This is a genomic window from Lachnoclostridium sp. An131 (assembly GCF_002160825.1).
GTDB lineage: Bacteria > Bacillota > Clostridia > Lachnospirales > Lachnospiraceae > Laedolimicola.
On sequence record NZ_NFLI01000005.1, the window covers coordinates 18,848 to 41,854 of the forward strand.

Genomic DNA, 23,007 nt, shown 5'->3' on the forward strand with positions numbered 1-23,007 from the left:
GTCACGCTCTGCGTTCCTCCTGTTCAGTTGCATTTTCTACCGGATAGGTCTCAATAAACCTCTCCAGATCACTCCCCCTTACCTTCTTCGCACCTATTTGCAAATAAGGGAGTTTTCCCCTGTTCATCAGGTCATACACTGAGTTTATGCTCACCTGAAGAATCTTTGACACTTCTTTTACCGTATAAAGCGGCTTATATGTCTGTACTGCCATACTTGTCCACCCCCCGTTTTCCTGGTAATTTCTCAATGCTCATTCCAGCTGTCCTTTCCAAACCTGATGTTATGCTCCTTCAGGAGCCGGTCATAATCCTCATTAGAAACTATTCCCAAGCGCTTCGCAAAGCAAAGCGCCCCAAATCCCCAGGCGTGCACCTGATCACATACAGGCATAGTCTCTCTCAGCTCCAGAAGATAATCCTCTATCTGTGCCACATATGACCTATTACCCATGATTCACCAGCCTTTCTGTTGCGACGTCGCAACAGTTCATTTCCTGATCCAGCCCGCCAGCTTTCTCAATTTTCTAATAACGACTCAATTGGTACTTTCAATGTGTCCGCAATTTTGATTGCTGTAACATTGGAACAAGAACGACCATTTTGTACGCCACTAATAGTCGTCCTTGATAAACCAGATTGCTCCGCAAGCTGTAACTGTGTTATTCCTTGGCGTGCCATTTCTGTTACCAGCTTAATCCTGTTGATTCTCATTTTTTGCCCCTTTCTTGCGCAATATTGGTACAAATGCACCTTATATTTGCATTATAATCAATACACGGTCTACTGTCAATGTTTTTTTGCATATGTATTTATTTTTATTTGCAAATGCAAAAAAATTGTGCTTTAATAATAATTAAGGAGGGACTTTCATGGGTGAAGGAAAAAGATTACAAGAATATTTGAAAAATAAAAATATTAAAATAGCTCAGCTTTCAAGAGATTCTGGTATTTCACAAAATACATTATACGCAACTATAAAAAGAGATAGTTCCATCAGTGCCGAAACTTTAAGCAAATTAGCAAAAGCGCTTGATATGGAAACATCTGAGCTATCTGATATTATAACAAATGCTCCCGACAAAAACACTGCCACATTTAAGCCACGTATTCTAGATAATGAATTAAAACAAACTCTATTAGATACTAGGGATTTAATTAATAAATTAAATCGATTGACGCAAGAATATGAAGGCGCTTTAGGAAAAAGGACACAGTTAACTGCAATAATCTCTGATTCTAAAAAAAGAATCTCTGATTTGCAAATGCGAATACAGGAATGTGAATCCGAATTAGCCGTTATAGATGCTGATATCGCCAATCGACAATTAGAGCTAAAAATGTTACGTGAAAAATTAACTGAATAAGTATTACAATTTTGTTGATTTTTCCTTAAATATCCTCACTAAATGAGTAAGGAAAAAAATCCTGAAGAATAACCTAATAGTAACTAAAACGATGCACAGGAGGCGATATACTATCAATAATTTACTTCTTGATGAACACCCTCTACAGGTCCTTCCAACACTGGCAGCCATTATAGGGTTAAACCAATCTATCATATTACAGCAAGTACATTATTGGCTTAAAATCAAAGAAAAGGGCAAACAAGACTATATAGACGGCCATTATTGGGTATATAACAGTTATAAACAATGGCAGGAACAATTCCCTTTCTGGCATCGTAACACTATACAGCGTGCTTTTTCCGATTTAGAAAAGAAAGGACTTTTAATTTCTGGAAATTACAATCAAGCTGGATTTGATAAAACCAAATGGTATACTATTGATTACAGCATGCTGAATAAAGTCATTTCGTCACATCAAAATAGTGTTTCTATTACACCAAATAGGTGTGATGGAGTACATCAAAACAGTGTATCCAATACCATAGAATACACAGAGAATACTACAAAGACTTCTGTATTAAAAGGTGCGACGCCAAAGCGTAGCACACCTAGCACACCTTTTGACTGGTCTATTCTGGAAAAACAGATCATAGGTGCTTGCAATCGAGCAAACGCAGAAGATCCACAACCATACATAGACATCATTGAATACTATTACCAAGCCTACATGAATGCTTTCAATGAAGAACACCCGCGCTTATCTTCTAAAGCAATGGATAGTGTTATTTCCGCTATTCAATGCGGTACTGATCTGATAGAAGATGACCTGCTAAATATTGATATGTATCGCGCTATGATTGACAAACATTTTCAGACGCAGTATAAAAACTGCGATTATAGTATTTGCCATTTTATGACTGAAGGAGTCCGCAATAATCGCTTTTATGAGACGTGTTATTAACCACATCTTACAGGAAATACATTTATGCTCATTTTAGCGGCATACAGATTACTGGTAGCTATTCCGAATTATCCCCAGCTCATTCCCTGATCCAGCCCGCCAGCGGAAGGGAGAATGAAAATGGGAGAATTACGAACACGAAAACGCGGGAAGACTTGGGAATGGTCCTTTGAGGCTGCCAGGGTAGGCGGCAAACGCCAGTCTGTATCCAAGGGCGGCTACAGGACGAAAGCTGACGCCGTGGCAGCAGGAACCCAGGCAAAAGCCGAGTATGAGAACGCCGGCCGCATCTTCCGGCCGTCAGAGCTGAGCGTCTCTGACTACATGGACTACTGGCTGGAGAATTATGTGCAGCGGCATCTTGCCTATAACACGTATGCAGATTATGAGAGTAAGACACGGAACCATATCAAGCCGGAGCTGGGAAGCTACCGCCTCGCCTCTCTGGAGCCCGATATCATCCAGAAGTGGATTGATGGTAAAAAGGATCGGGGATATTCCCAGAGTATGATCAAGAATATCCTGGCCTGCCTGCAGGGTGCTCTTAACTATGCTGTGCAGCCCTGCCAGTATATAAAGGCCAATCCTTGCTTTTATGTAAAAGTCCCGAAAGTGCCGGTCTCAAAGCAGACAAAAGCTCATACAGAGTATATCTGCGTTCCGGAAGATTATGCTGCCATTCTGCAGCGGTTTCCGCAGGGCAGTATCTTCTATCTTCCTATCGTTACCGGATATCACTGCGGTACGCGCATCGGGGAGACCTATGGAATTGACCTGGGCAATGATGTGGACTTTAAAACCCATACCCTTCATATCAGGCACCAACTGAAGAAAGAGCATGGCGTCTGGGTATATCGGCAGCCCAAGTATAATTCTATCCGGTCAATCAAAATAGATCCGGATTACGAGGCCGCACTGAAGGCTGAGCTTCACACCAGGAAGGAAAACCGGCTGCGGTACGGAGAATACTTCATAAAGAGCTATCTGCTGCCTGATGGGCGTGTGGAGCAGGCCCGCGCAGACATCCTGCTGCCGTATCCGGAAATCATGCCGCTATCCGTCCGGGAGAATGGAGAACTGCTCACCCCGGAATCCTTTAAATACTGTGCTCGTGTCGTGCATCATGAGCTGAACAATCCGCTGTTTCACAGCCACAGCCTGCGGCATACACACGGAACCATCCTGGCAGAGAATGGAGCGCAGCCAAAAACTGTTATGGAGCGCCTGGGGCACAAAGACATCAAGACCACTATGGAGCGTTACGTCTTCAATACTGAGAAGATGCAGGATGACGCTGTCCGGCTCTTCATGCAGGCTATATCCTCATAAAGAAAATGCCTCTTGTCTACTTCCTCAAAAAAGGGTAGACAAGAGGTCGACAAAATCCTATATTTTATCTGTTCAATTCTTAAGATTCCTTGATTTTACGGGAAAGTTTGCACACTGTCTCCACATGCCCCGTCCCCGGAAACATATCCACCCCAACAGCCTTCTCCACCTGATACCCCCTGCCCTGCAGCATCTCCAGATCTCTTACCAGGCTCGTGGGCTTACAGCTGATATACACAATCCGCTCCACCCCAAAATCAATAATCTTCTGCAGCGCCTTGGGATGAATTCCGTCCCGGGGCGGATCCAGCACAATCAGATCCGGTTTGTCCTGAAGCTCGTCCACGACCTTCAGCACATCACCGGCGATAAAGGAGCAGTTGGCAAGTCCATTCAGCTGCGCGTTTACACGCGCAGCTTCTACGGCCTCCTCCACAATCTCCACGCCGACCACCTTCTGAGCCACCGGCGCAAGAATCTGTGCGATCGTGCCGGTACCGCTGTAAAGGTCGAAAATCACACGGTCCTTCGTATCGCCGACATAATCCCTGGCTGTGCTGTAAAGGACCTCGGCCCCCAGAGAATTCGTCTGGAAAAAGGAAAACGGGGAAATCTTAAAACGCAGTCCCAGAAGTTCTTCATAGAAATAGTCCCGCCCATATAGAACCTCTGTCCGGTCATTCTGAACCACATCAGCCAGACTGTCGTTGTATGTATGAAGGATGCCTGCGATGGTTCCATCCAGCTCCAGGGCGCGCAGCAGCTCTGACCAGTCGGCATCCATCCGCTGAATCTGCTGTATCTGCCGAGGGTTGGCTGCATCTGCCGATCGAGCAGCTGAAAATCCATCCTCTTGCTGCACAGCCGCTGCTCCCTGTGGCTGCATGTTTTCTGCCTTTGCTTCTGCTCCCCAAGGCAGCGAAAGCTGCGTCGTCGTTACCAAATCTACCAAAATCTCGCCGGTTTTCGCGCCCTTTCTTACCAGCAGGTGGCGCAGATATCCGGTATGGCGCAGTCTGTGATAGAAAGGCAGCCCCTGCTCCTGAAAATATTGAAGGGTACAGGACAGGATTTTGCGGTAATCCTCATCTACAATCTGGCACTGGTCCGTCGTAACGATATCATAAAAGCCGCCGCGTTTATGCATGCCGAGGGCCAGAGGCCCGTCCTTTACCTCATCGCCAAAGGAAAATTCCATCTTATTGCGGTAGGCGAGGCGGCGGGGGCTTTCTTTTACTCCTTCAAACATATAGGGTTTCCAAACTGCTCCGTCAAGAAGCTCCCGCAGCTGGCTCTCCTTCAGCCGGAGCTGTTCCTCATAGGGCAGGTTCTGATAGGTACAGCCGCCGCACTGTCCAAAATGCGGACAGGCCGGCTCTGTCTCCAGGGGCGACGGCTCCAGTACCTCCAAAAGCTGGCCTTCGCCGGTTCCTTTCCGCAGCTTGCGGATCCGATAGCGGATCTTCTGGCCCGGAATCGTATTCTTTACTATGATGCGGCGTTCCTCCGCCTTTATAATTCCACGGTTCGGGAACTCTGTCTTTTCTACGGTTCCCTCGTAAATTTCTCCCTTTTTCATAAATACTCCTGTCTGTGCGCGGCGTCTGCGCTTTTATTTTTTCCTTCCGTCCTTATCCTTCGGACCGCCAAGCAGCACCTGGCCCACCAGAGCTGCTCCTCCAAAGATAAGGATCAGCATAATCAGATACACATAGAGGCTCGTAGCGCGGAACACGAAACGAATATTTGAAATAATAGAAGCCAGTATTATCACGACTCCCAATATTGTCAGCAGCTTCGCTCCTACAGAATCCACATTCAGAAACAGCCATATAATTCCCGCAATAAAGGGAACGACCACCAGTCCGGCTCCAAAGTGAAAGCCCCAGAGCCTGAAGCCGAAGTGTGTGCTGACTGTTACGTTGGACATAAACCAGTAAAGTCCTGCCGCCAGCATTATCAGTCCAATCAGAAACTGAGCCAATGGATTGCGCCTTTTTTTCATTTGCTTCCCCCTCCTGTTTCTCTCTTCTGTTTTCCCTGTCGGAAAACCTGAAGGTTCCCAAAAAGGGCGCCTCAAAACATTCCACGTCTTGAGGCGCCCTTTTTTCATCAAGTGCTACTCTTCTTCTCCATCCTCAAAAAAGTCATCGTCGAAATCGTCATCGAAATCATCTTCAAATTCCTCCGGATAAGACGGAGTCAGGAAGCGGTACACAGCGTACGCGATTCCTGCGATAGCCGCTACGGCACCGATAATCGCAAGAACCCAAAGCAGTGTGTTCTTATTCTTTTCGTCTTCTTCCTTCTTGTGAATCAGTTCGTTCAGTCTGGTCGCTGCCAGAAAATCTTCCATCTTGTTCATGCCTCATACTTCCTTTCTGCGTCATGGGACATCCACGCCTGCTAACTGCTCATATTATACCACACAGCAGTCAAAATTACTATCGTTTCCTAGATTTTTTTCAGTTTTGCAAAGGAAGCAAAGAGCTTTTTTACGCCAGCCGTATCGAACTCTACCTTGACCTCGTAATCCTTCCGGCCTTCGGTAATCTCCAGCACAGTACCCTCTCCAAATCGCAGATGGCGGACCCGGTCGCCTACGCTGTAATCCAGATGGTCTGCTTTTGTCACTGTGACAGGCGCTGTCTCGAAGGGCTTGGAGCGCAGGCTTCTGCGGGCTTCCATGTAAGCCTCTCTGCGTTTCTCCCGGCGCACCTCCCATTCTTCCTTTGCCCGCTGGCCCGGCGTTTCATTTTTGACATCCAGATACTCCTCCGGAATCTCCCGGATAAAGCGGGAAACCTGATTATACTGAATCTCACCACGGATCATGCGCTGCCTCGCCGCTGTCAGCGTCAATTCCTTCTTCGCCCGGGTGATGCCTACATAGCAGAGACGGCGTTCCTCCTCGATCTCCTCCCTGGGATCTTCAGCCATAATTGACATATAGCTGGGAAACAGGCCTTCCTCCATGCCTGCCATATAGACATAAGGAAATTCCAGGCCTTTCGCGCTGTGAAGGGTCATAAGCACCACATGGTTGCTGTTTTCCTCCAGATTGTCAATGTCGGCGACAAGGGCTACCTCCTCCAGAAATCCGCTTAAGGAAGGCTCTTCCGCGTTGTCGTCGTAGTCGCGGACCTTGCTGAGCAGCTCGTCAATGTTTTCGATTCTGGCCCTGGACTCCTCTGTGTCCTCCAGCTCCAGCTCCTTCACATAGCCGGTCTCTTCAATCACTGCCTCGAGAAGCTCACTGACGCTCAGCTGCTCCTGCTTTGCACGAAGGGTCTGAATCAGCACCGTAAAGGGCAGAACCTTGGCGCTTCCCCGGCCGATTCCGGGAATATCTGCTGCCTGAAGAAGGGCGTCGTAGAAGCTGATTCCATACGCGGCCGCGTAGTCTCCCACCCGGGTCAGCGTCGTGGCTCCGATTCCCCGTTTGGGGACGTTAATGATACGACGGACTGCCAGCTCGTCCCGGCCGTTGTCAATCGTTTTCAGGTAGGCCAGCAGATCCTTGATTTCCTTGCGGGCATAGAAATTTACGCCGCCGATCAGCTTATAGGGAATGCTGGCATAAATCAGCTTTTCCTCAAAAAGACGGGACTGGGCATTGGTCCGGTAAAGGATTGCGTGATCCTGGTAATCCGCCTCTTCCTTTTCCACATGGCTTCTGATATTTCCAATTACGTATTCCGCTTCCTCAAACCCATTCTGAAACTGCCGGAAATGTACCGGAGCTCCGTCTCCGTTATCCGTCCAGAGGCGCTTGTCCTTGCGGCCCACGTTATTCCGAATCACATCGTTCGCCGTATTCAGAATGTTTCCGGTGGAACGGTAATTCTGCTCCAGCTTAATGACCTTTGCATCCGGAAACACATTTTCAAAATTTAAAATATTCCGGATATTGGCTCCCCGGAACCGGTAGATAGACTGGTCATCGTCACCCACCACGCAGAGATTCCGGTATTTGGAGGCCAGAAGGCTCACCAGGCGGAACTGGGCCGTATTCGTATCCTGGTACTCGTCCACCATAATATAACGAAACCGCTCCTGATAATTGTCCAGCACATCCGGACAGTTCTGAAACAGCTCCACGGTTTTCATAATCAAATCATCAAAATCCAGCGCGTTATTCCGGTGCAGCTGATCCTGGTATTCTTTATATACCGCCGCCGTACGCTGCGCCCGGAAGTCCTGTCCCGCATTCAGCGCCATCTCCGCCGGACTGATCAGCTCATCCTTGGCCCTGGAAATAGCAGACAGCAGCGTGCGCTCTTTCATGATCTTGGTATCAATATCCAGCTTCCTGCAGACATCCTTCATCACGCTTTTCTGATCATCCGTATCATAGATGGAAAAGGAGGTATCGAAGCCCAGCCTGTCTATAAAACAGCGCAGAATCCGCACACAGGTCGAGTGAAAGGTGCTGACCCAGATGCTCTCGCTGCCCATGCCTACAATCTGATTGATGCGTTCCCGCATCTCCCCGGCCGCCTTGTTCGTAAAGGTAATGGCCAGGATATTCCAGGGATTTACTCCCTGCTCAATGAGATATGCCGCCCGGTGCGTGAGCACGCGGGTCTTTCCGGAGCCGGCTCCCGCCAAAATCAGAAGCGGCCCTTCTGTATGAAGCACCGCTTCCTGCTGCTCCGGATTTAACGTAACCTGATTCAGGGTATTACTGTTCATAATCCGTTGTCTCTTTTCTATTACATCTCTTATTCTATCGTGTTGAAATACATGCTAGACAAGCTTCTGGCCGCAATTGGGGCAGAAGTTTGCTCCGTTCGTCTTCGTCCCGCAGTTGGGACAGAAATTCGGGGCCGAGCCTCCTGCTGGAACTGCGCCTCCCGCGTTCTGATTCATCTGGCCTCCCTGGCCTGGCATACTCTGGTGCATCTGAGACGCCATCTGCTGTCCCATCGCCATTCCCATGGCCATTCCTGCCATTTCCGAAGCCGTGCCGCCTCCCTGGCCGTTTGCCATAGCCTCGCCCATAGCCACCTGCTGGAAACGTCCGACGTCGCCAATCATACTCTGGGCCGCAGCCTTCTCCGCCATTTTCTGAACCTCGGGCGGATAGTTGAAGCTGGAAACGGCAAAGCTCGAGATACCGATTCCAATCTTCTGCATCTCCATGTCCAGATCCTCCTGGATGCCCTGCCCGATCTCATGGGCATTCACCTGAAGATTGAACATATCCTTTCCTTCTTTTGAAATCCATTTCATCAGGAGCTGATCCAGCATGCCGGTAATCCGTTCCTTGACGTCCTCTACCGTAAACTGCTGCCGGATTCCGGCCACCTTTTCAATCAGCGCGTCATAATCCGCCACCTTGCAGGCAAAGGTTCCAAAAGCCCGGATAGGCATGCCGCCCGGAAGGCCCGGAGCAGGCATCAGCACAGGATTTTTGGTTCCCCATTTCACCAGAACCTCCTTCGTGTTGATAAACAGCACCTCTGCCCGTATTCCACTGTTGAAACCAAACTTGAAGCCCTTCAGCGTAGACAGGAAGGGAATGATGTCTGACTCAATATCATAGCTTCCCTCATCCCGGAAGATTCCCTCTACCTTGCCGTTGTAGAGGAAAATGGCGTCCTGCCCGGGCCGGATAATCAGGCGGCTTCCTTTCTTGATTTCTTTATTGCTCCATTTCCAGAACAGCATATCGTCCCGGAATTCCTGCCATTCGACTACGTTGGCAAACTGTCCTCCAAATAATCCCATGGAATTTCCTCCTCATCTCCCAGCTCTGTCGCCGCTTCTGCCGTCCAGGTATTCTGAATGTCCGCGTATCCTCTGTCGTCGTCTCTGCTGAACCAGTAAAGAGACGCCACTATGATCAGAATCACTGCTACAATTCCCGCGATTTTTACCGGACTCTTCGGGTAATCGCCCTCCACGCGGCCGCTTTGCCCATTGATCAGCACGTGATACTGCTTTCCCTTATAACTATATGCAGTCGTATAAACCGGCATCATCACATGCTTATAGGTCTCATCCCGGTAATCGGCCCGGACCCGGACGTCGCGCACTTCATCAAACCGGCGCAGGACATCCTGTCTGGCCATGCTTTCCAGCTCCTGCCCCATAGCCTGAAGCGCCTCTCCATGAGCGTCATCCAGATCCACAGTATAGCATTCAGCGCCGTAGCCCGAAAAGTACTCCGGGGCATAGGAAGCCATCTGCTGCGTGCCAAAAACCCCTGTCCTCCTCAAAAGCTCCTCATCCAGCTTGTGAGAAGCCGGCACGAGCACATCGTCAAAGGCCTTTCGCAGTGAACCGGAGGTAGGATACCAGTCCGTCACGACGCGATGGGTAGTCTTTCCGTCAGAGCTTCTGTGCGTAACCGTCCTGTGACGCCCGCCCATCGCTGTATATCTGGCGTCAGCCTTCGCATCAAAGGTCCAGTAGGGCAGATACACTCCCTGCAGCCGCTCCCTCTGGTACAGATGCTTTAGCTCGCCGGGAGCCAGCCAGCGCCCCTTCATCCAGTGGCGGAACAGCTCACCTACCCGCTCCCTGTCAATCTGAAACGGAATCACGCCGTCCGGAATAATAGCATCCTCCTGCTTCTCCGCCAGCACGTAGCTGGAACCGCAGTACGGACACTCCACCGCAGTGCTCGTAGGGTCTACCTCGATTTTCGCTCCGCAGCCCTTACACTCCATAGTCTGCGTCGTTTTCTCTTCCGCACGTATCGTCTGCATGGCATGCCGCGTCAGGCTGTGCTCCACGATGCGCTCCTTCTCGTTCAAAATCGGAACCACCGTATCACAGTTCGGACATTTGAGGCTCTGGGTCTCCACATCAAATTCCATGACGCCGCCGCAGTTTTCACAATAGTATATTTGGTTTTCCATCTCGTCCCCTGTTATTGCTGATTATGTACTATAAGCCCATCTTTGCCTTAAGCGCCGCCAGCTCGTCGTCTACAGAGGAAGAACTGTCGTCCGAATCATATTTTCTCGCCAGATCGTCGATGCTGTCTCCGGAATCATTGAGCTGGGACATGGCGTTTGCCTCGTCCAGCATACGGTTTGCCTTCTCCTCCATACGGTCAAAGGCTGCCATGGCCTCTCCCGCTCCGGCAATGCTGGATCCCATTTTATTCATCCTTTCCTGTGTCTTCGCTACCGCCACCTTGGCCTTAATCGCGTCGCGCTTCGCCTGCAGGTTATCCAAATCCTTCACCAGCTTATCATGCATTTCACGCATTTTCGCCGCATTTGCCGCAGCCGCATCATATGCCTGCTTTAAGCTCTCCTGCTGAGCTGTAAGCTGAGCCTTCTTCTCCAGAAACTGGCGCGCGTCATTGTCATTCCCGGCCATCAAAGCCTTTTCCGCATACCGCTGCATCTTCGCAATGTCCTGAGTGCACTCGTCAAGCTCTCTTTTCGCCTTCGTCTCAGACGCCATCACTGCCGCCGTCTCAGCCTTCACCTTGCCCAGATCGCTCTCGATATCACGCAGATACTCATCAATCATCTTCTCCGGGTCCTCCGCCCTGTCCAGAAGCGCGTTGATATTCGCCGACATGATATCCCCAAACCTCTTTAAAATATTTGCCATTGCTTTCCTCCTTATATAAAGACGGCTGAGTTCCCGTTCAGCCTGTCTGAACTGTACACGGCCGGACGCTGCCGCCGGTTTGATTCTTAAGTCCTATTATATTACATCTCCCCGCCTCTGCACAAGAGGAAATCCTTCCGGGGCCTTCTTTCGTGTACAGCTGCAAAGTGCGCATTTTCCGGTCGAAACAGCCATTCTGCCTTTCTGGGAAAACAAATTAAAATAAAATTAAGATTTGACTCTTGTCATATAGTTTTGAATACTATATAATGAAATTCTGGGGGTGAATGATATGACCATCGACAGTCAAAACCTTCTGGAGAGCATTTTACAGAGCCTGGATCGCATCGACTATATCAAACCGGAAGACATTCCCGGAATTGACCTTTACATGGATCAGGTGACCACCTTTATGGACAGCCATCTGAGCGCGTCCAGGCGTTACGAAGACGATAAGATTCTTACAAAAACCATGATCAACAATTATGCAAAGAATCATCTGCTTCCCCCTCCGGAAAAGAAAAAATATTCCAGGGAGCATATGCTGCTTCTGATTTTTATTTATTATTTTAAAAATATCCTTTCCATCAATGATATTCAGAGCCTGCTCGCTCCGCTGACGGAACGTTACTTTCACACAGAGCATGAGCTGCAGCTCGATCGCATTTACTCCGAGGTATTCAGCCTGGAAAAAAGCCAAATCGAGGTCATGAAGGAGGATCTGATCCAAAAATACCAGACCTCAAAAGACACCTTTTCCGGCGCGCCGGAGGAAGACAGTGATTTTCTTCAGCTCTTTGCCTTTATCTGTATGCTGAGTTTCGACGTATATATGAAAAAACAGGTGATTGAAAAGCTGATCGACCAGTTTCCCGGCCAGGACAGACCTTCCGGAAAAAACCGCAAAGAAAAAGAAAACGATTAAAAATTCAGATTAAGCTTAAGAAGCCACAGAAGGCAGTGGGCAGGCTCTCAGATTCGAGAAAGCCTGCCCATTTTGACGCATATATAAAAATATGCAAAATCATCCGGCTTTTATTCCTCACAGCCTCGTGAGCCTTGCCCTGTACGGATGAAGCCCCTTTCTCTTACTGGGAAAGCCTGTCCAGGTATTTCATATAGCTGGCCACCATAAGAGCAATCTTAAAGGTCAGCGCGTCCTCAAACACACGGATATCCAGGCCTGTGGTTTTCTGAAGCTTCTCCAGACGATACACCAGTGTATTTCGGTGCACAAAAAGCTGGCGGGCTGTCTCCGACACATTCAGGTTGTTTTCAAAAAACTTCTCAATCGTCGTCAACGTCTCCTCATCGAAGGTATCCGGCAGATTCTCTCCGAAAATCTCCTTCATAAACATCTCGCACAGCGGCAGCGGCAGCTGATAAATCAGACGCCCGATTCCCAGCGTATGGTAGGCAGTCACGGTCTTTTCCGGATAAAAAATTCTGCCCACCTCCATGGCCATCTTCGCTTCCTTATAGGACTTAGACACATCCTTAAGCTGGCCGACCATGGTTCCGTAGGACACGCGAACCCTCTCCGCATCTTCCGTATTCAGCATGTTAGCCAGCATACCTGCGATCTCTTCCAGCGTCTCATAGGTATCCTGCTCTCCCACAGCCTTCACAACCACAATATTTTTTTGATCCACCGCCGTGATCACATCCTGAGAACGGGGCGCAAATACACTTCTCACTGCTTCCAGAGCCATGGCGTCCTTCTCATCCCTGGTCTCCACCAGATAAACGACACGCACAGCCTCTGTCTCAATATGCAGCTTCTTAGCCTGGCTGTAAATATCTACGAGCAGCAGATTATCCAGCAGCAGATTCTGAATGAAATTGTTCCGGTCAAAGCGCTCTTTGTATGCCACAATCAGGTTTTGAAGCTCACTGACAGCCACCTTTCCGATCATATAAGCGTCCTCGCCGCTTCCCTTCGCCAGCAGTATGTACGCAAGAACCCCTTCATCATATACCTTGAAAAAGTGGCATCCCTGCAGGCTCTGCCCTTCCGCGGGCGACTGCGCAAAGGTCCGAATCATCTCCTGAGAAATATTTTCCAGCTCAAATGTCGAAGCAGCCGTATTCCCATCCGTCTCCGTCACGCAGAGATCGATTTTTGTAATCGACCGCAATTCTTCTATTGTTGCCTGTATCACCTGATTGGAAATCATGACATTCTCCTCCTCCAGCGCTTATTGTTTTTATTATAGCACGCTTTTTAAGATAATGACTATAGTTTTATTTACTTTTTACAAATAATGAATGCTTTCTGATGGAAATTCAGCATTTTCCCGGCTTCCATTTCTTGACTAAGCATATGCGCAGGCTGTATGCTGATTACAGAAAGCAGCGCCAGGTACTCCTGCACACTGCATATTTTCAAAACTAATAAGGGAGAAAGGAAATGAAAATCTCTATCATGAGCCGCTCCATGGCCGTCCAGGCAATGCAGTCGAATCTGCATGGAGAAAAAACTGTTATTATCTCTATCACAGAGCCAGGCTTTGACATCCCGGATTTCAGGAATAAGGATTTGCTGGCCGTATACCCCATGCATTTCTGGGATATCGAAGAGCCGCTGGGTGACTGGCTTCCCGCATCCAGAGAAGATGTCCGCGGAATCAGGGAATTTATCGACAGATACCGTGACGCTGCACAGCACATCCTTGTCCATTGTGCCGCAGGTATCTCAAGAAGCTCCGCAGCAGCCGCCGCGATATCTGAATATCTGGGCATAGAGCATCAAATTTTTTCCATACGCAGATACCGTCCCAATATGCATGTCTACCGGCTGATGTGTGAAGAATTTGGAATTGTGAAAACACAGGAAGATTATGAGGCGCTGGCTAAAAACCGAAGGAAAAGTCTGTTTGAGGGGCAGGATAGAGGGGGATAACCAAAAGCGGCTTGCTAAAAACAGAAAAAAGCACGTAAACCTTATATTTACGTGCTTTCTGCTCTATTTCTGAAAAGCTGCTGACGGGAATCGGACCCGTGACCTCCGCACTACCAATGCGACGCTCTACCGACTGAGCCACAGCAGCATCTAGCGCAACGCGCTAGATTATATTAGCATTAACAGCTAAAAATGTCAAGAAAGAAATTAAACTTTTTCAAATTATTTTTTGTTCCTTTATTCGTTAGATGCCGTGCTGGTATTTGTGTTTGTACCCAGAGTCACTTCAACCGTCTGCTCCACATACTCTCCATCTGAAACGGCGCTGTAGGTAATCTCCACCGTCTCGCCTGAACGGTAATAGGAAATCAGATTCTGCAGGTCAGACATCGAAGAAACACTGGTTCCATCAAATTTTGTAATAATATTTCCCTGCTGCAGTCCTGCTGCCGCTGCTGCGGAGCCTTCCGTTACAGAAGTGATGTAAACGCCCCTGGGCATACCATAAGCTTCCGAAACCTCACTGGTTACATCCTGGCCTGTGATGCCCAGAAAGCCACGCTCAGCCTCAGCCACCTGCTCTGTACGCGCGGTGCGGTTCATCAGACTCTCAATGATATCGGTTACGTCATCTACCGGAATCGCATAGCCCATTCCTTCGACCGTCGTGTCGGAATACTTTGCCGAGTTAATACCTACCAGCTGGCCCGACATGTTCAGCAGAGCTCCGCCGCTGTTGCCGGGATTGATCGCAGCGTCTGTCTGAATCAGCTCGTTCGTAACACCGTCAATCGTTACCGAACGGTTCAGAGCACTGACGATTCCTGTAGTCACAGACTGACCATAGCCAAGAGCGTTTCCGATAGCCACGACCTGCTCGCCTACCTGAAGGTCCGATGAGCTTCCTATCTCAATGACCTTTATCTTGGAAAGCGTATCTTCGGAAAGATCGCTCTTATTTACGGAAATCACCGCAATATCATGATCTGCATCCGTACCGTTAATATGGCCCTCTGCCGCAGTCTCGTCCACAAAGCCTACGCTCAGTGTCTGCGCGCCTTCCACAACATGGTTGTTGGTGACTATCAAAAGCTCTGTATCTGTCTGTCCTACGATGATACCGGAGCCGCTGCTCTCGCTCTCATATACCTGGCTCTGTCCAAACCAGTTCATCATTTCCTGTACACTCTGATTGGTAATCGCTACCAGAGAGGGCATTGCTGCGTCGGCAATTGCTGAAACCGACGAAGTTTCGGAAGAACTGCTGGAGTCTGATGCATCAGCGGATGTACTCACCGCATTTGCCATATTCAGCTCCGCAGTCTGCTCCTCCTCTGAGCCTGTGCCCAGCTGGTTAAATAAATAATTCGTTCCCTGAAACGCTGCGCTCGCCATTACGCCAAACGTAAGCGCTACCGCTACAAATTTTGCTCCTTTTTTAATCTTCCACATATCTATGACCTCCTTAAAGAGTTTACTTTTTTCTTTTGACAAAGTCATTATACGGAAGGTCTGTGATACAATTGTGGTATTTGTATGGAGAATTTGTGGTATTCCTGTGTTTTTTCTGTGTCCTCTGCGCATACTGAAACTATCACCGTAATATCAGGAGGAGCTTGTATGAAACAGCAGAACGATTCAAAAAACCGAGAAAAAGCATCCGAAGGCAGAATTGTCCAAAACCGGGCTGGCCGCGACGATGTGGACGGCTACGATTACCTTGGGAAATCCTGCTCCGCTTCAGACTGTACCGGCCTGATCCCCAGCGAACCACAGAATAAGGCGGAACAGGATTCCTATGAGGAGCTCTATCATTACCAGCCGAAGCCCGTTGCAAAGAATACTTCAAAAAGCTGACCGAAGGGCCAGACTTATCACGCAAAAGCTGCATACCGCAAAAGTGGAGGGCCTTCCCCTGCCGCATGGGAAAGCCCTCCGCCTTTATCTTCGTACCATCCTGCCTTTTCTGCAGAAACGATTTCCTGTGATCTAAATCCTTTATTCTTCCGCAGACTCTCCTTCACCGGAAGTCTCTCCGGAGGTATCTACAGAAGCCGTATCGGCCCCTGCTTCTCCTGCCACATAATCGAAAAGTGTCTTTGCATCTGTATAGCGTCCTGCGTCGCTGTCCTCCATAACAGCTGCCACATAACGCTTTCCGCCGATTTCCGCTGATGCGACCAGGCATTTCACGTCATTATAGCTGCCGGTCTTCATACCTGTGGCGCCCTCGTAATAATTGTCGTCAGAGGGCTGAATCAGCAGATTCGTGTTCCGGTAGGTCACATCCATGTTATCAAACAGCGCCCGGTAGGTGCTGGCTCCGCAAAGCCTCATAATCGCCTCATTTTCCATGCAGGCTCTGGCAATCCGTACCATATCACGGGCTGTCGTGTACTGGCCGTCTGACTGATCGCCGTCCGGAGTCTCAAAATTGGAATTCTCCAGATTCAGCTCTGCCGCCATATCTCCTACCGCGCCCATAAACGCTTCAATGGCATCCGCCACGGACGCCTCGTCATTGCCGAGGATTTTATGTCCTGTATAATTTGCCAGCGCATACGCGGCGTCATTGCCGGAAGGCACCAGCATCGCCCCAAGGAAGGTCTCCACTTTACCGCTGGTCCCCACCTTCAGGCTGGCCGTCGACGCGCCCTCGCTGATCAGATTGATTTCCTCGCCTGCCGTCATCGTCTCGTCCAGGCTGCAGTACCGAAGCACCGTCAGGGCCGTCATCAGCTTCGTCGTGCTGGCCGGCGTCACTTGCTCCGTACCGTTCTTTTCATATAAAATCAAATCATCGTCAATCGAAAACAGGCAGGCCGCCCCCGCTTCAATCGAAAGCTCCGGCATACTCTCAGAAGTCTTAAGCTTTTTCGCCTCTTCCTCCGCAAGCCTCTGCGCCTCCGCCTCCGCTGCCGCCTGCGCAGCAGCTGCCTCTTCCGCCGCCTGCTTCTCCTGAGCAGCCTTTACCTCTCTGACGCGGGCCGCCTCCAGCTGGGTTCCCCGTCCAATCACGCAGAGGAGCATCAAAAGCACCAGAAACTCCAGCTCCATCCGCACCGGAAATGGAACGCTGTGTCTTCTGGAGCGCTTTACAGTTCCCATACGCTCAGCCTCCCGGAAATACCGGCAGAGAAGGCAAAACAGAAAATATCCGATAAAGGTTCCAAGCAAGGCCAGAATCACATCATCAAGACGGCAGTCCACAGTCTGCAGAAACAGCTGGAATATCTCGATAAAAAGAGCGATTCCTCCGCAGAGAGCCAGAACCTTCGTAAAATGACGGTATCTCCGAAACAGAAATGGAATCAGGAAACCGAGAGGCACAAATTTGAATACTGCTCCTAATACTGCCCCAAAGCCCTGCGCAGAGGCCAAATCAATCATTCCCTTTACAGGAATCAGATCGGTCCCCGGGAACGTAGGTTTTATGGAAAATTCAAGCGTCGGAGTGACGGATGAAGAAAAAAGCGTCAAAAGCCAGAATGCCAGCAGGAGGAATCCCGCCTCGTGCAGAATCGGAACCCGCATCTGCCCTCTGTAGTACATAATCCAGATAAGCGCCCGAAAAATCAGATATACGATAACTCCAATCAGAAGATACGGAACAGCGCTTCCAAAATAATTCGACAAGAAATTCCCTCCTTCCCCTTCTTCCATGCCACATAGCGCGGTATAATATCTATCGACATTATACCATGATTAAAGCGAAAAGTGGATCTAATTCGCCAAAAATTTCTTTAATTTTCTCCGAATTCGCTGAAGCGCGTTATCGACAGATTTCGGGGAACGGTTCAGCCCCGCTGCAATCTCCGTATAGCTCTCGCCCTCCAGGTAAAACTGAAGAATCTTTTTCTCCATGGGACTTAAGACCTTCCAGATCTCCTTCCGAAGCCCCTCGATGTTCTCTCTGTCAATCAGCAGCTCCTCCGGACTCTTCCCCTGAGGCCCATCCTCCTGCGTGTCCAGCTGATCTGAGAGCTCCACATAGCTATTCAGCGGCGCATGCTTCTGCCGCCCCGCCGCCTGTACCGCGCTGTACAGCTGCCGGGAAATGCATAGCCTGGCGAAGGCTTCAAAGGAGGCCTCCTTCTCCGGCCTGTAATCCCGGATAGCCTTAAAAAGCCCCAGCATTCCTTCCTGAATCAGATCATCATTATCGCCGCCCATCAGATACAGAGCTCTCGCCTGATTGCGCACCTGGCGCTTATACCGCTCAATCAGGATGTCCATACAGGTGGAATCTCCTCCGCGGATCCGCTCCACGAGCTCTTCGTCTGTCAGTTGTCTCAATTTACACATCTGTCCCCTGTCTCACCATTCTCTGCCTTACAATCTCATAGGACAGCACTCCCGCCGCCACAGAGGCATTCAGAGAATCTATATTTCCTTTCATGGGAATCGAAGCCGTAAAATCACAGGCCTCTCTGACCAGCCGGCTCACTCCCTCGCCCTCATTTCCGATGACGAGGCCCACCGGGCCTGTGAGATTCAGATCATACATGAGCTCCCCGCCCATGTCAGCGCACACGAACCAGAGCCCCTTCTCCTTCAGCTCCCGGATCGTGTTCGTCAGATTTGTCACCTTAGCCACCGGCGTATAATTGATCGCCCCTGCCGAAGCCCTTGCCACCACTGCGGTCAGCCCTGCCGCCCGCCTTTTCGGAATAATGACGCCGTGGGCTCCTGCAAGATTTGCTGTCCGGATGATTGCCCCCAGATTATGGGGATCCTCAATGTCGTCCAGAAGAATCAGGAAGGGATCCTCTCCCTTCTCCCGGGCATTTTCCAGCATTTCCTCCACAGAAGCATAGGCATAAGCCGCTGCCTGGGCAATCACTCCCTGATGGCGGCCCGTGGAAGAGAGCTGGTCCAGCCGCTCCTTCGTAACGAAGTTGATGATGGTATCATTCTTTCTCGCTTCCCGTTTGATGCTGTTGATGCTGCCGTCCTGGCAGCCGTCCAGAATGTAGAGCTTATCTATGGTTTTCCCGGAGCGGAAAGCCTCCAGAACCGCATTTCTTCCCTCTATGGTCTGTTCCTTATATCTCATATTTCCTCCTTGCGGCCTTCCTGAAGCCTGTTCAGGCAAATGAAGCCGCGGCTTCTCAGAATTCTGCGCCGTCCTCCAGTCCGAGGCGTACCAGCTCCAGAAGGCGGCCGGTCTGCCCAGTCAGGTAAAGCCATCCCATCAGGGCCTCAAAGCCTGTGGCCTTCCGGTAATCCGTCATCGTCGCATGCTTTGCCATCGTTGCAGAGTTGGCGTTGCGCCCCCGCCGGAACACATGCAGCTCCTCCTCTGTCAGCGCCTCCCGGATCCGCTCCAGCGAATCAGACTGGGCTCCTGCATTCACCAGGCTGCTGGCCCTTTTATGAAGCCGGTTTACCTGAGCATTTCCCTTTCCGGCAAGCAAAGAGCGGATGATCAGCTCGTAAACCGCATCGCCTACATAGGCCAGCGTCAGCGGGGAATACGTGCGGATATCCGTCTCCTCCAGGCCGAAGTCCTTCCGGATCTCAGCCATGAAATCCATTACGCCCGTCTCCATTTTACACCCTCACGCGTATCCTCCAGCACAATGCCCTTCTCCAGAAGCTCGGCGCGGATCTCGTCCGCCCGGGCAAAATTCTTTTCCTTTCTGGCCTGCTGCCGTTCCGCAATCAGAGCCTCTACGTCCGCATCCAGAAGCTCCTCCTTCTTCTCAATCACAAGGCCCAGAATATCGCAGAGCGTCTTCAGGCGATCCAGGCATTTCTGCAGATATTCCCTGGAATTGTCCGCGCCTGTATGCGTGTTCAGATATTTTACCAGCTCAAAAATAGCGGAGATAGCGTCAGCAGTATTGAAATCGTCGTCCATCGCCTCTTCAAACTTCTTTACATACTCCTCGGAAGCGTCGTAATGCGCCAGCTCACTCTCGGACATTCCTTCGTTCTTTGCGTTTTCTATCAGATGCTTCAGATTGTCAGCCGCCGTCACAATGCGGTCCAGGCTGGACTTGGAGGACTGCATCAGCTCTGCGCTGAAGTTTAAAGGGCTTCTGTAATGAGCGTTCAGCATGAAGAAGCGCAGCACCTGCAGATCGTATTTCTCGCTGATCTCCCGCACCGTAAAGAAGTTGCCGAGAGATTTGGACATTTTCTTATTGTCAATATTCAGGAATGCGTTATGCATCCAGTACTTTGCAAATTCCTTGCCGTTGCAGGCTTCACTCTGGGCAATCTCATTTTCATGATGAGGAAAGACCAGATCCTCTCCGCCCGCATGAATATCAATCTGCTCTCCAAGATATTTTTTCGACATCTCAGAGCACTCGATATGCCATCCCGGACGACCCTCGCTCCAGGGAGAAGCCCAGGCCGGCTCGCCCTCCTTTTTCGGCTTCCAGAGCACGAAATCCAGCGGATCCTCCTTCTCATCCTCTCCGGACACCAGAAGAGAACGGTTTCCGCTTCTTAAGTCGTCCAGATTCTTGTGGGACAGCTTGCCATAGGGCTCAAATTTTCTTGTGCGGAAATACACGGTTCCATTGACCTCATAGGCATAGCCCTTGTCAATCAGCGTCTTAATCATCTCGATCATGCCGGGGATTTCCTGCGTCGCCAGCGGATGAGTCGTAGCCGGCTTCACATTCATCATTTCCATGTCCTTCCTGCACTCGGCAATATAGCGTTCTGAAATCTCCTGCGCAGACACGCCCTCCTCAATCGCTTTCTTGATAATCTTGTCGTCTACATCTGTGAAATTGGATACGTAATTCACGTCATAGCCCTTATACTCCAGGTACCGGCGCACCGTGTCAAAGACGATCATGGGGCGCGCGTTTCCGATATGAATAAAATTGTATACGGTCGGGCCGCAGACATACATCTTTACCTTTCCCTCTTCCAGGGGAACGAATTCTTCTTTTCTCTTTGTCAGCGTATTATAGATTTTCATGAGTTTTCTCCTTTTTCTCCTTATTCTCTCTGCCTTCTTTTTTCTCTTTCTTATTCTTTTTTGTCTTCTCAAGCTCCAGCACCTGGGCCCGCAGCATATCGTTTTCCTGCTGGAGCTTCGTCAGGCACTCCATAACCGGATCGGGCAGATCTACCTGGTTCATATCGCTGCGCGGCACCTTTACATCGTTCCGCTTTACGATACGCCCCGGAACGCCCACCACCGTACAATTGGGAGGCACTTCCTTGAGTACGACCGAACCGGCCCCAATCTTTGAATTTTCTCCAATGGTGAAGGAGCCCAAAATCTTGGCGCCGGCGCTCACCATGACATTGTCCTTCAGGGTCGGATGCCGCTTTCCCTTTTCCTTCCCGGTTCCGCCCAGCGTCACGCCCTGATAAAGCGTCACATTGTCGCCGATGATTGCCGTCTCGCCGATGATGACTCCGGAGCCGTGGTCGATAAACAGCCCTTTGCCAATGGTGGCTCCCGGATGAATCTCGATTCCTGTTTTGCGCACTGTCCTCTGTGACAGCCACCTGGCCCAGAAATAATGTCCCTTCAGATACCACCTGTGAGCCAGCCGGTAGCTTAAGATCGCCCGGAAGCTGGGATACAGAAGCACCTCCGCCGGCGTCTTGATTGCCGGATCCCGTTCCGTGATGACCTGAAATTCCTCCTTGATATATTTGATAATTCCCATACCTACTCCCCTTTATTTTAAGCTAAGAATCCCTCAGGCAAAAGGAGCGTTCTTCCGAAGTGAGACGCCCTTTCTGCCATATAAAAACGGATACCTTCCTCTCCAAGAGACGAAAGTACCCGCGGTTCCACTCTTCTTAAAGGGCCAAAGCCCCCTCACTCTGCCGCGTAACGTGCGCTCTACGGATTCGGCTGACAGGCCTTTTTGCCCTTCACCGAACCAGCTCCCGGATGCACTTCGTCTGTCCCTTCACCGAAACGGCTTTCAGCCAGCGGCCGTTCCTCTCTGCTGCTTCAGGATCAGATTACTCTTCCGTTCTCTGCCTTTTCTTTATAACCAAAAACAACGATTTACCTTTATAGAATATGCAAAATCAGGGATTTTGTCAAGTGCTGTCTACACTGTCTCGTTGATGTAAATGCCGTCTATCACCTGGACCCGGCCCAGCCTTTCAATCACAGACTGCGGATTTTCCGCATCTTTAAGCCCGGGCAGCTCCTCCGGCCCCAGCATACCGCAGAGAAAGCTTCCCAGATCCGCAATGGATACCCGTATCTCCGGCTTTGAAGCCGTAGCAGACAGAGTGCTTCCCTCTTCTGAGAAATCCCATCGAAAGACGCCGTTGTTTCCGGGCAGAATTCTGTCCTCTATCTCTATATTCAGGCTCTGCTCCTGCTCTGCCCCGATTCTCCGCACAAAGGACGGAAGATGCAGCAGACGAATCATCATAGGGGTGGATTCCCAGCCCGGCCAGTCAATATGGCGCCTGGCATAGGCCTCGTCCTTTTCCGTGTACAGATCATAATCCTCTGAAAGCTCTTCCTGGCTAAGCTCAGACAAGCCTTCTTCATCGTCATTTCCCATCAGCCGGAAGTCAAAGGGCGTATAGATAGCCTCGTCCGCAGGCATCAGAAATGTAAAAGGATATTTCTGCTCTTCCATATCCCGAAGCGCCTTTGTAAGAAGCGCACTCATCAGTCCCCTGCGCCGGAATGCAAACCTCGTGGCCACGGCCACCAGGTAATCTGCCGGAACGCTTTCTCCCCGGAAACGGAAGGTGTAGGGATTGCGGTGCAGCATGGACACAATCTCTCCGTTTTCCTCTGCCGCAAGGATTTCGTTGTCCACTGCCTTTACCTGATAATAAGCGTCCACAAAGGCCTGCTCATCCTCTACAAATACTTCCTCGTAAAGCTTTCTGGAGCGCTCATGCTCCTGCCTGTCCAGATAACGAATCTCCATC

At 50.0% G+C, this 23,007-nt stretch carries 25 protein-coding genes, 1 tRNA gene and 1 other annotated feature; of the genes, 6 read left to right on the plus strand and 20 right to left on the minus strand.

The features are described 5' to 3' along the window. Position 1 precedes the first annotated feature (1 nt). The 3 genes from B5E77_RS05050 to B5E77_RS05060 all read right to left on the minus strand — a co-directional run bounded on the left by B5E77_RS05050 (position 2) and on the right by B5E77_RS05060 (position 713). Entirely contained in the window at positions 2–214 is a 213-nt protein-coding gene (locus B5E77_RS05050; protein ID WP_087164292.1) for a helix-turn-helix domain-containing protein, read from the minus strand. A gap of 32 nt (positions 215–246) precedes the next feature. Continuing rightward, entirely contained in the window at positions 247–453 is a 207-nt protein-coding gene (locus B5E77_RS05055; protein WP_143468582.1) for a hypothetical protein, read from the minus strand. A 65-nt stretch (positions 454–518) separates the two neighbouring features. Then, positions 519–713 carry a helix-turn-helix transcriptional regulator gene (locus tag B5E77_RS05060; RefSeq protein WP_087164294.1) on the minus strand — a complete coding sequence of 65 codons (195 nt, stop codon included), beginning with the start codon at positions 711–713 and terminating at the stop codon, positions 519–521. A 158-nt stretch (positions 714–871) separates the two neighbouring features. Here B5E77_RS05060 and B5E77_RS05065 point away from each other — a divergent pair, with 158 nt between their 5' ends. The 3 genes from B5E77_RS05065 to B5E77_RS05075 all read left to right on the plus strand — a co-directional run bounded on the left by B5E77_RS05065 (position 872) and on the right by B5E77_RS05075 (position 3,638). Next, positions 872–1,366: a helix-turn-helix domain-containing protein gene (locus B5E77_RS05065; protein WP_087164295.1), complete on the plus strand. Its 495-nt coding sequence runs from the start codon at positions 872–874 to the stop codon at positions 1,364–1,366. Positions 1,367–1,457: 91 nt separating this feature from the next. Then, on the plus strand, positions 1,458–2,309 hold the full coding sequence (locus B5E77_RS05070; RefSeq protein WP_087164296.1) for a hypothetical protein: 852 nt from the start codon (positions 1,458–1,460) through the stop codon (positions 2,307–2,309). A gap of 120 nt (positions 2,310–2,429) precedes the next feature. After that, a complete protein-coding gene (locus B5E77_RS05075; RefSeq protein ID WP_087164297.1) occupies positions 2,430–3,638 on the plus strand; it encodes a tyrosine-type recombinase/integrase in 1,209 nt (402 codons plus the stop codon). Positions 3,639–3,717: 79 nt separating this feature from the next. Here the strand turns inward: B5E77_RS05075 and rlmD are convergent, their stop codons facing one another. From rlmD to B5E77_RS05110, 7 genes are all read right to left on the minus strand, one after another. Further along, a complete protein-coding gene (gene rlmD, locus B5E77_RS17230) occupies positions 3,718–5,217 on the minus strand; it encodes a 23S rRNA (uracil(1939)-C(5))-methyltransferase RlmD (RefSeq protein WP_242963620.1) in 1,500 nt (499 codons plus the stop codon). 33 nt (positions 5,218–5,250) lie between these two features. Beyond that, positions 5,251–5,643, minus strand: coding sequence for a hypothetical protein (locus B5E77_RS05085; protein ID WP_087164298.1), 393 nt, complete (start codon positions 5,641–5,643; stop codon positions 5,251–5,253). Between the two features lie 114 nt (positions 5,644–5,757). Further along, positions 5,758–6,003: a DUF4366 domain-containing protein gene (locus tag B5E77_RS05090; protein WP_087164299.1), complete on the minus strand. Its 246-nt coding sequence runs from the start codon at positions 6,001–6,003 to the stop codon at positions 5,758–5,760. A gap of 89 nt (positions 6,004–6,092) precedes the next feature. After that, positions 6,093–8,333, minus strand: coding sequence for a DNA helicase PcrA (gene pcrA / locus B5E77_RS05095; protein WP_087164300.1), 2,241 nt, complete (start codon positions 8,331–8,333; stop codon positions 6,093–6,095). 54 nt (positions 8,334–8,387) lie between these two features. Continuing rightward, a complete protein-coding gene (locus tag B5E77_RS05100) occupies positions 8,388–9,371 on the minus strand; it encodes an SPFH domain-containing protein (RefSeq protein ID WP_087164301.1) in 984 nt (327 codons plus the stop codon). Beyond that, positions 9,338–10,507, minus strand: a complete 1,170-nt coding sequence (locus B5E77_RS05105; RefSeq protein WP_204248021.1) for a hypothetical protein — start codon at positions 10,505–10,507, stop codon at positions 9,338–9,340. The genes B5E77_RS05100 and B5E77_RS05105 overlap by 34 nt, the downstream gene beginning before the upstream one ends. 28 nt (positions 10,508–10,535) lie before the next feature. Then, a complete protein-coding gene (locus B5E77_RS05110) occupies positions 10,536–11,216 on the minus strand; it encodes a PspA/IM30 family protein (protein WP_087164302.1) in 681 nt (226 codons plus the stop codon). A gap of 292 nt (positions 11,217–11,508) precedes the next feature. On the opposite strand from B5E77_RS05110, the gene B5E77_RS05115 reads away from it, so the two are divergent. Next, a complete protein-coding gene (locus B5E77_RS05115; RefSeq protein WP_087164303.1) occupies positions 11,509–12,141 on the plus strand; it encodes a DUF1836 domain-containing protein in 633 nt (210 codons plus the stop codon). A gap of 163 nt (positions 12,142–12,304) precedes the next feature. Here B5E77_RS05115 and B5E77_RS05120 read toward each other — a convergent pair whose 3' ends face one another. Beyond that, positions 12,305–13,393: a PucR family transcriptional regulator gene (locus B5E77_RS05120; protein ID WP_087164304.1), complete on the minus strand. Its 1,089-nt coding sequence runs from the start codon at positions 13,391–13,393 to the stop codon at positions 12,305–12,307. Between the two features lie 233 nt (positions 13,394–13,626). Between B5E77_RS05120 and B5E77_RS05125 the strand changes: the two genes are divergently transcribed. Continuing rightward, positions 13,627–14,118, plus strand: a complete 492-nt coding sequence (locus tag B5E77_RS05125) for a dual specificity protein phosphatase family protein (RefSeq protein ID WP_087164305.1) — start codon at positions 13,627–13,629, stop codon at positions 14,116–14,118. A 75-nt stretch (positions 14,119–14,193) separates the two neighbouring features. On the opposite strand, the gene B5E77_RS05130 is transcribed toward B5E77_RS05125, so the two are convergent. Both B5E77_RS05130 and B5E77_RS05135 read right to left on the minus strand, forming a co-directional pair. Then, positions 14,194–14,266 (minus strand) — tRNA-Thr (locus tag B5E77_RS05130). Between the two features lie 89 nt (positions 14,267–14,355). Further along, positions 14,356–15,570, minus strand: a complete 1,215-nt coding sequence (locus tag B5E77_RS05135) for a S1C family serine protease (RefSeq protein ID WP_242963621.1) — start codon at positions 15,568–15,570, stop codon at positions 14,356–14,358. A gap of 168 nt (positions 15,571–15,738) precedes the next feature. Here B5E77_RS05135 and B5E77_RS05140 point away from each other — a divergent pair, with 168 nt between their 5' ends. After that, on the plus strand, positions 15,739–15,975 hold the full coding sequence (locus tag B5E77_RS05140; protein WP_242963623.1) for a hypothetical protein: 237 nt from the start codon (positions 15,739–15,741) through the stop codon (positions 15,973–15,975). A 141-nt stretch (positions 15,976–16,116) separates the two neighbouring features. Here B5E77_RS05140 and B5E77_RS05145 read toward each other — a convergent pair whose 3' ends face one another. The 7 genes from B5E77_RS05145 to B5E77_RS05175 form a co-directional block, all read right to left on the minus strand. Beyond that, a complete protein-coding gene (locus B5E77_RS05145; RefSeq protein ID WP_162609649.1) occupies positions 16,117–17,754 on the minus strand; it encodes a VanZ family protein in 1,638 nt (545 codons plus the stop codon). Between the two features lie 87 nt (positions 17,755–17,841). Next, positions 17,842–18,423, minus strand: coding sequence for an RNA polymerase sporulation sigma factor SigH (sigH, locus tag B5E77_RS05150; RefSeq protein WP_087164308.1), 582 nt, complete (start codon positions 18,421–18,423; stop codon positions 17,842–17,844). Further along, positions 18,416–19,174, minus strand: a complete 759-nt coding sequence (gene rlmB / locus B5E77_RS05155; protein ID WP_087164309.1) for a 23S rRNA (guanosine(2251)-2'-O)-methyltransferase RlmB — start codon at positions 19,172–19,174, stop codon at positions 18,416–18,418. Before rlmB ends, sigH begins: the two co-directional genes overlap by 8 nt. Before the next feature lie 55 nt (positions 19,175–19,229). Continuing rightward, positions 19,230–19,670, minus strand: coding sequence for a Mini-ribonuclease 3 (locus B5E77_RS05160; protein ID WP_087164310.1), 441 nt, complete (start codon positions 19,668–19,670; stop codon positions 19,230–19,232). Then, positions 19,655–21,061 (minus strand): cysteine--tRNA ligase, encoded by a 1,407-nt coding sequence (gene cysS / locus B5E77_RS05165; RefSeq protein WP_087164311.1) that lies wholly within the window; start codon positions 21,059–21,061, stop codon positions 19,655–19,657. Before cysS ends, B5E77_RS05160 begins: the two co-directional genes overlap by 16 nt. After that, the gene (gene epsC, locus B5E77_RS05170; RefSeq protein WP_087164312.1) at positions 21,048–21,764 is read right to left on the minus strand and encodes a serine O-acetyltransferase EpsC; all 717 of its coding nucleotides are present in this window, start codon (positions 21,762–21,764) and stop codon (positions 21,048–21,050) included. Before epsC ends, cysS begins: the two co-directional genes overlap by 14 nt. 102 nt (positions 21,765–21,866) lie before the next feature. Next, positions 21,867–22,093, minus strand: a binding site (T-box leader). 67 nt (positions 22,094–22,160) lie between these two features. Beyond that, entirely contained in the window at positions 22,161–23,006 is an 846-nt protein-coding gene (locus B5E77_RS05175) for a GNAT family N-acetyltransferase (protein WP_087164313.1), read from the minus strand. Position 23,007 lies beyond the last annotated feature (1 nt).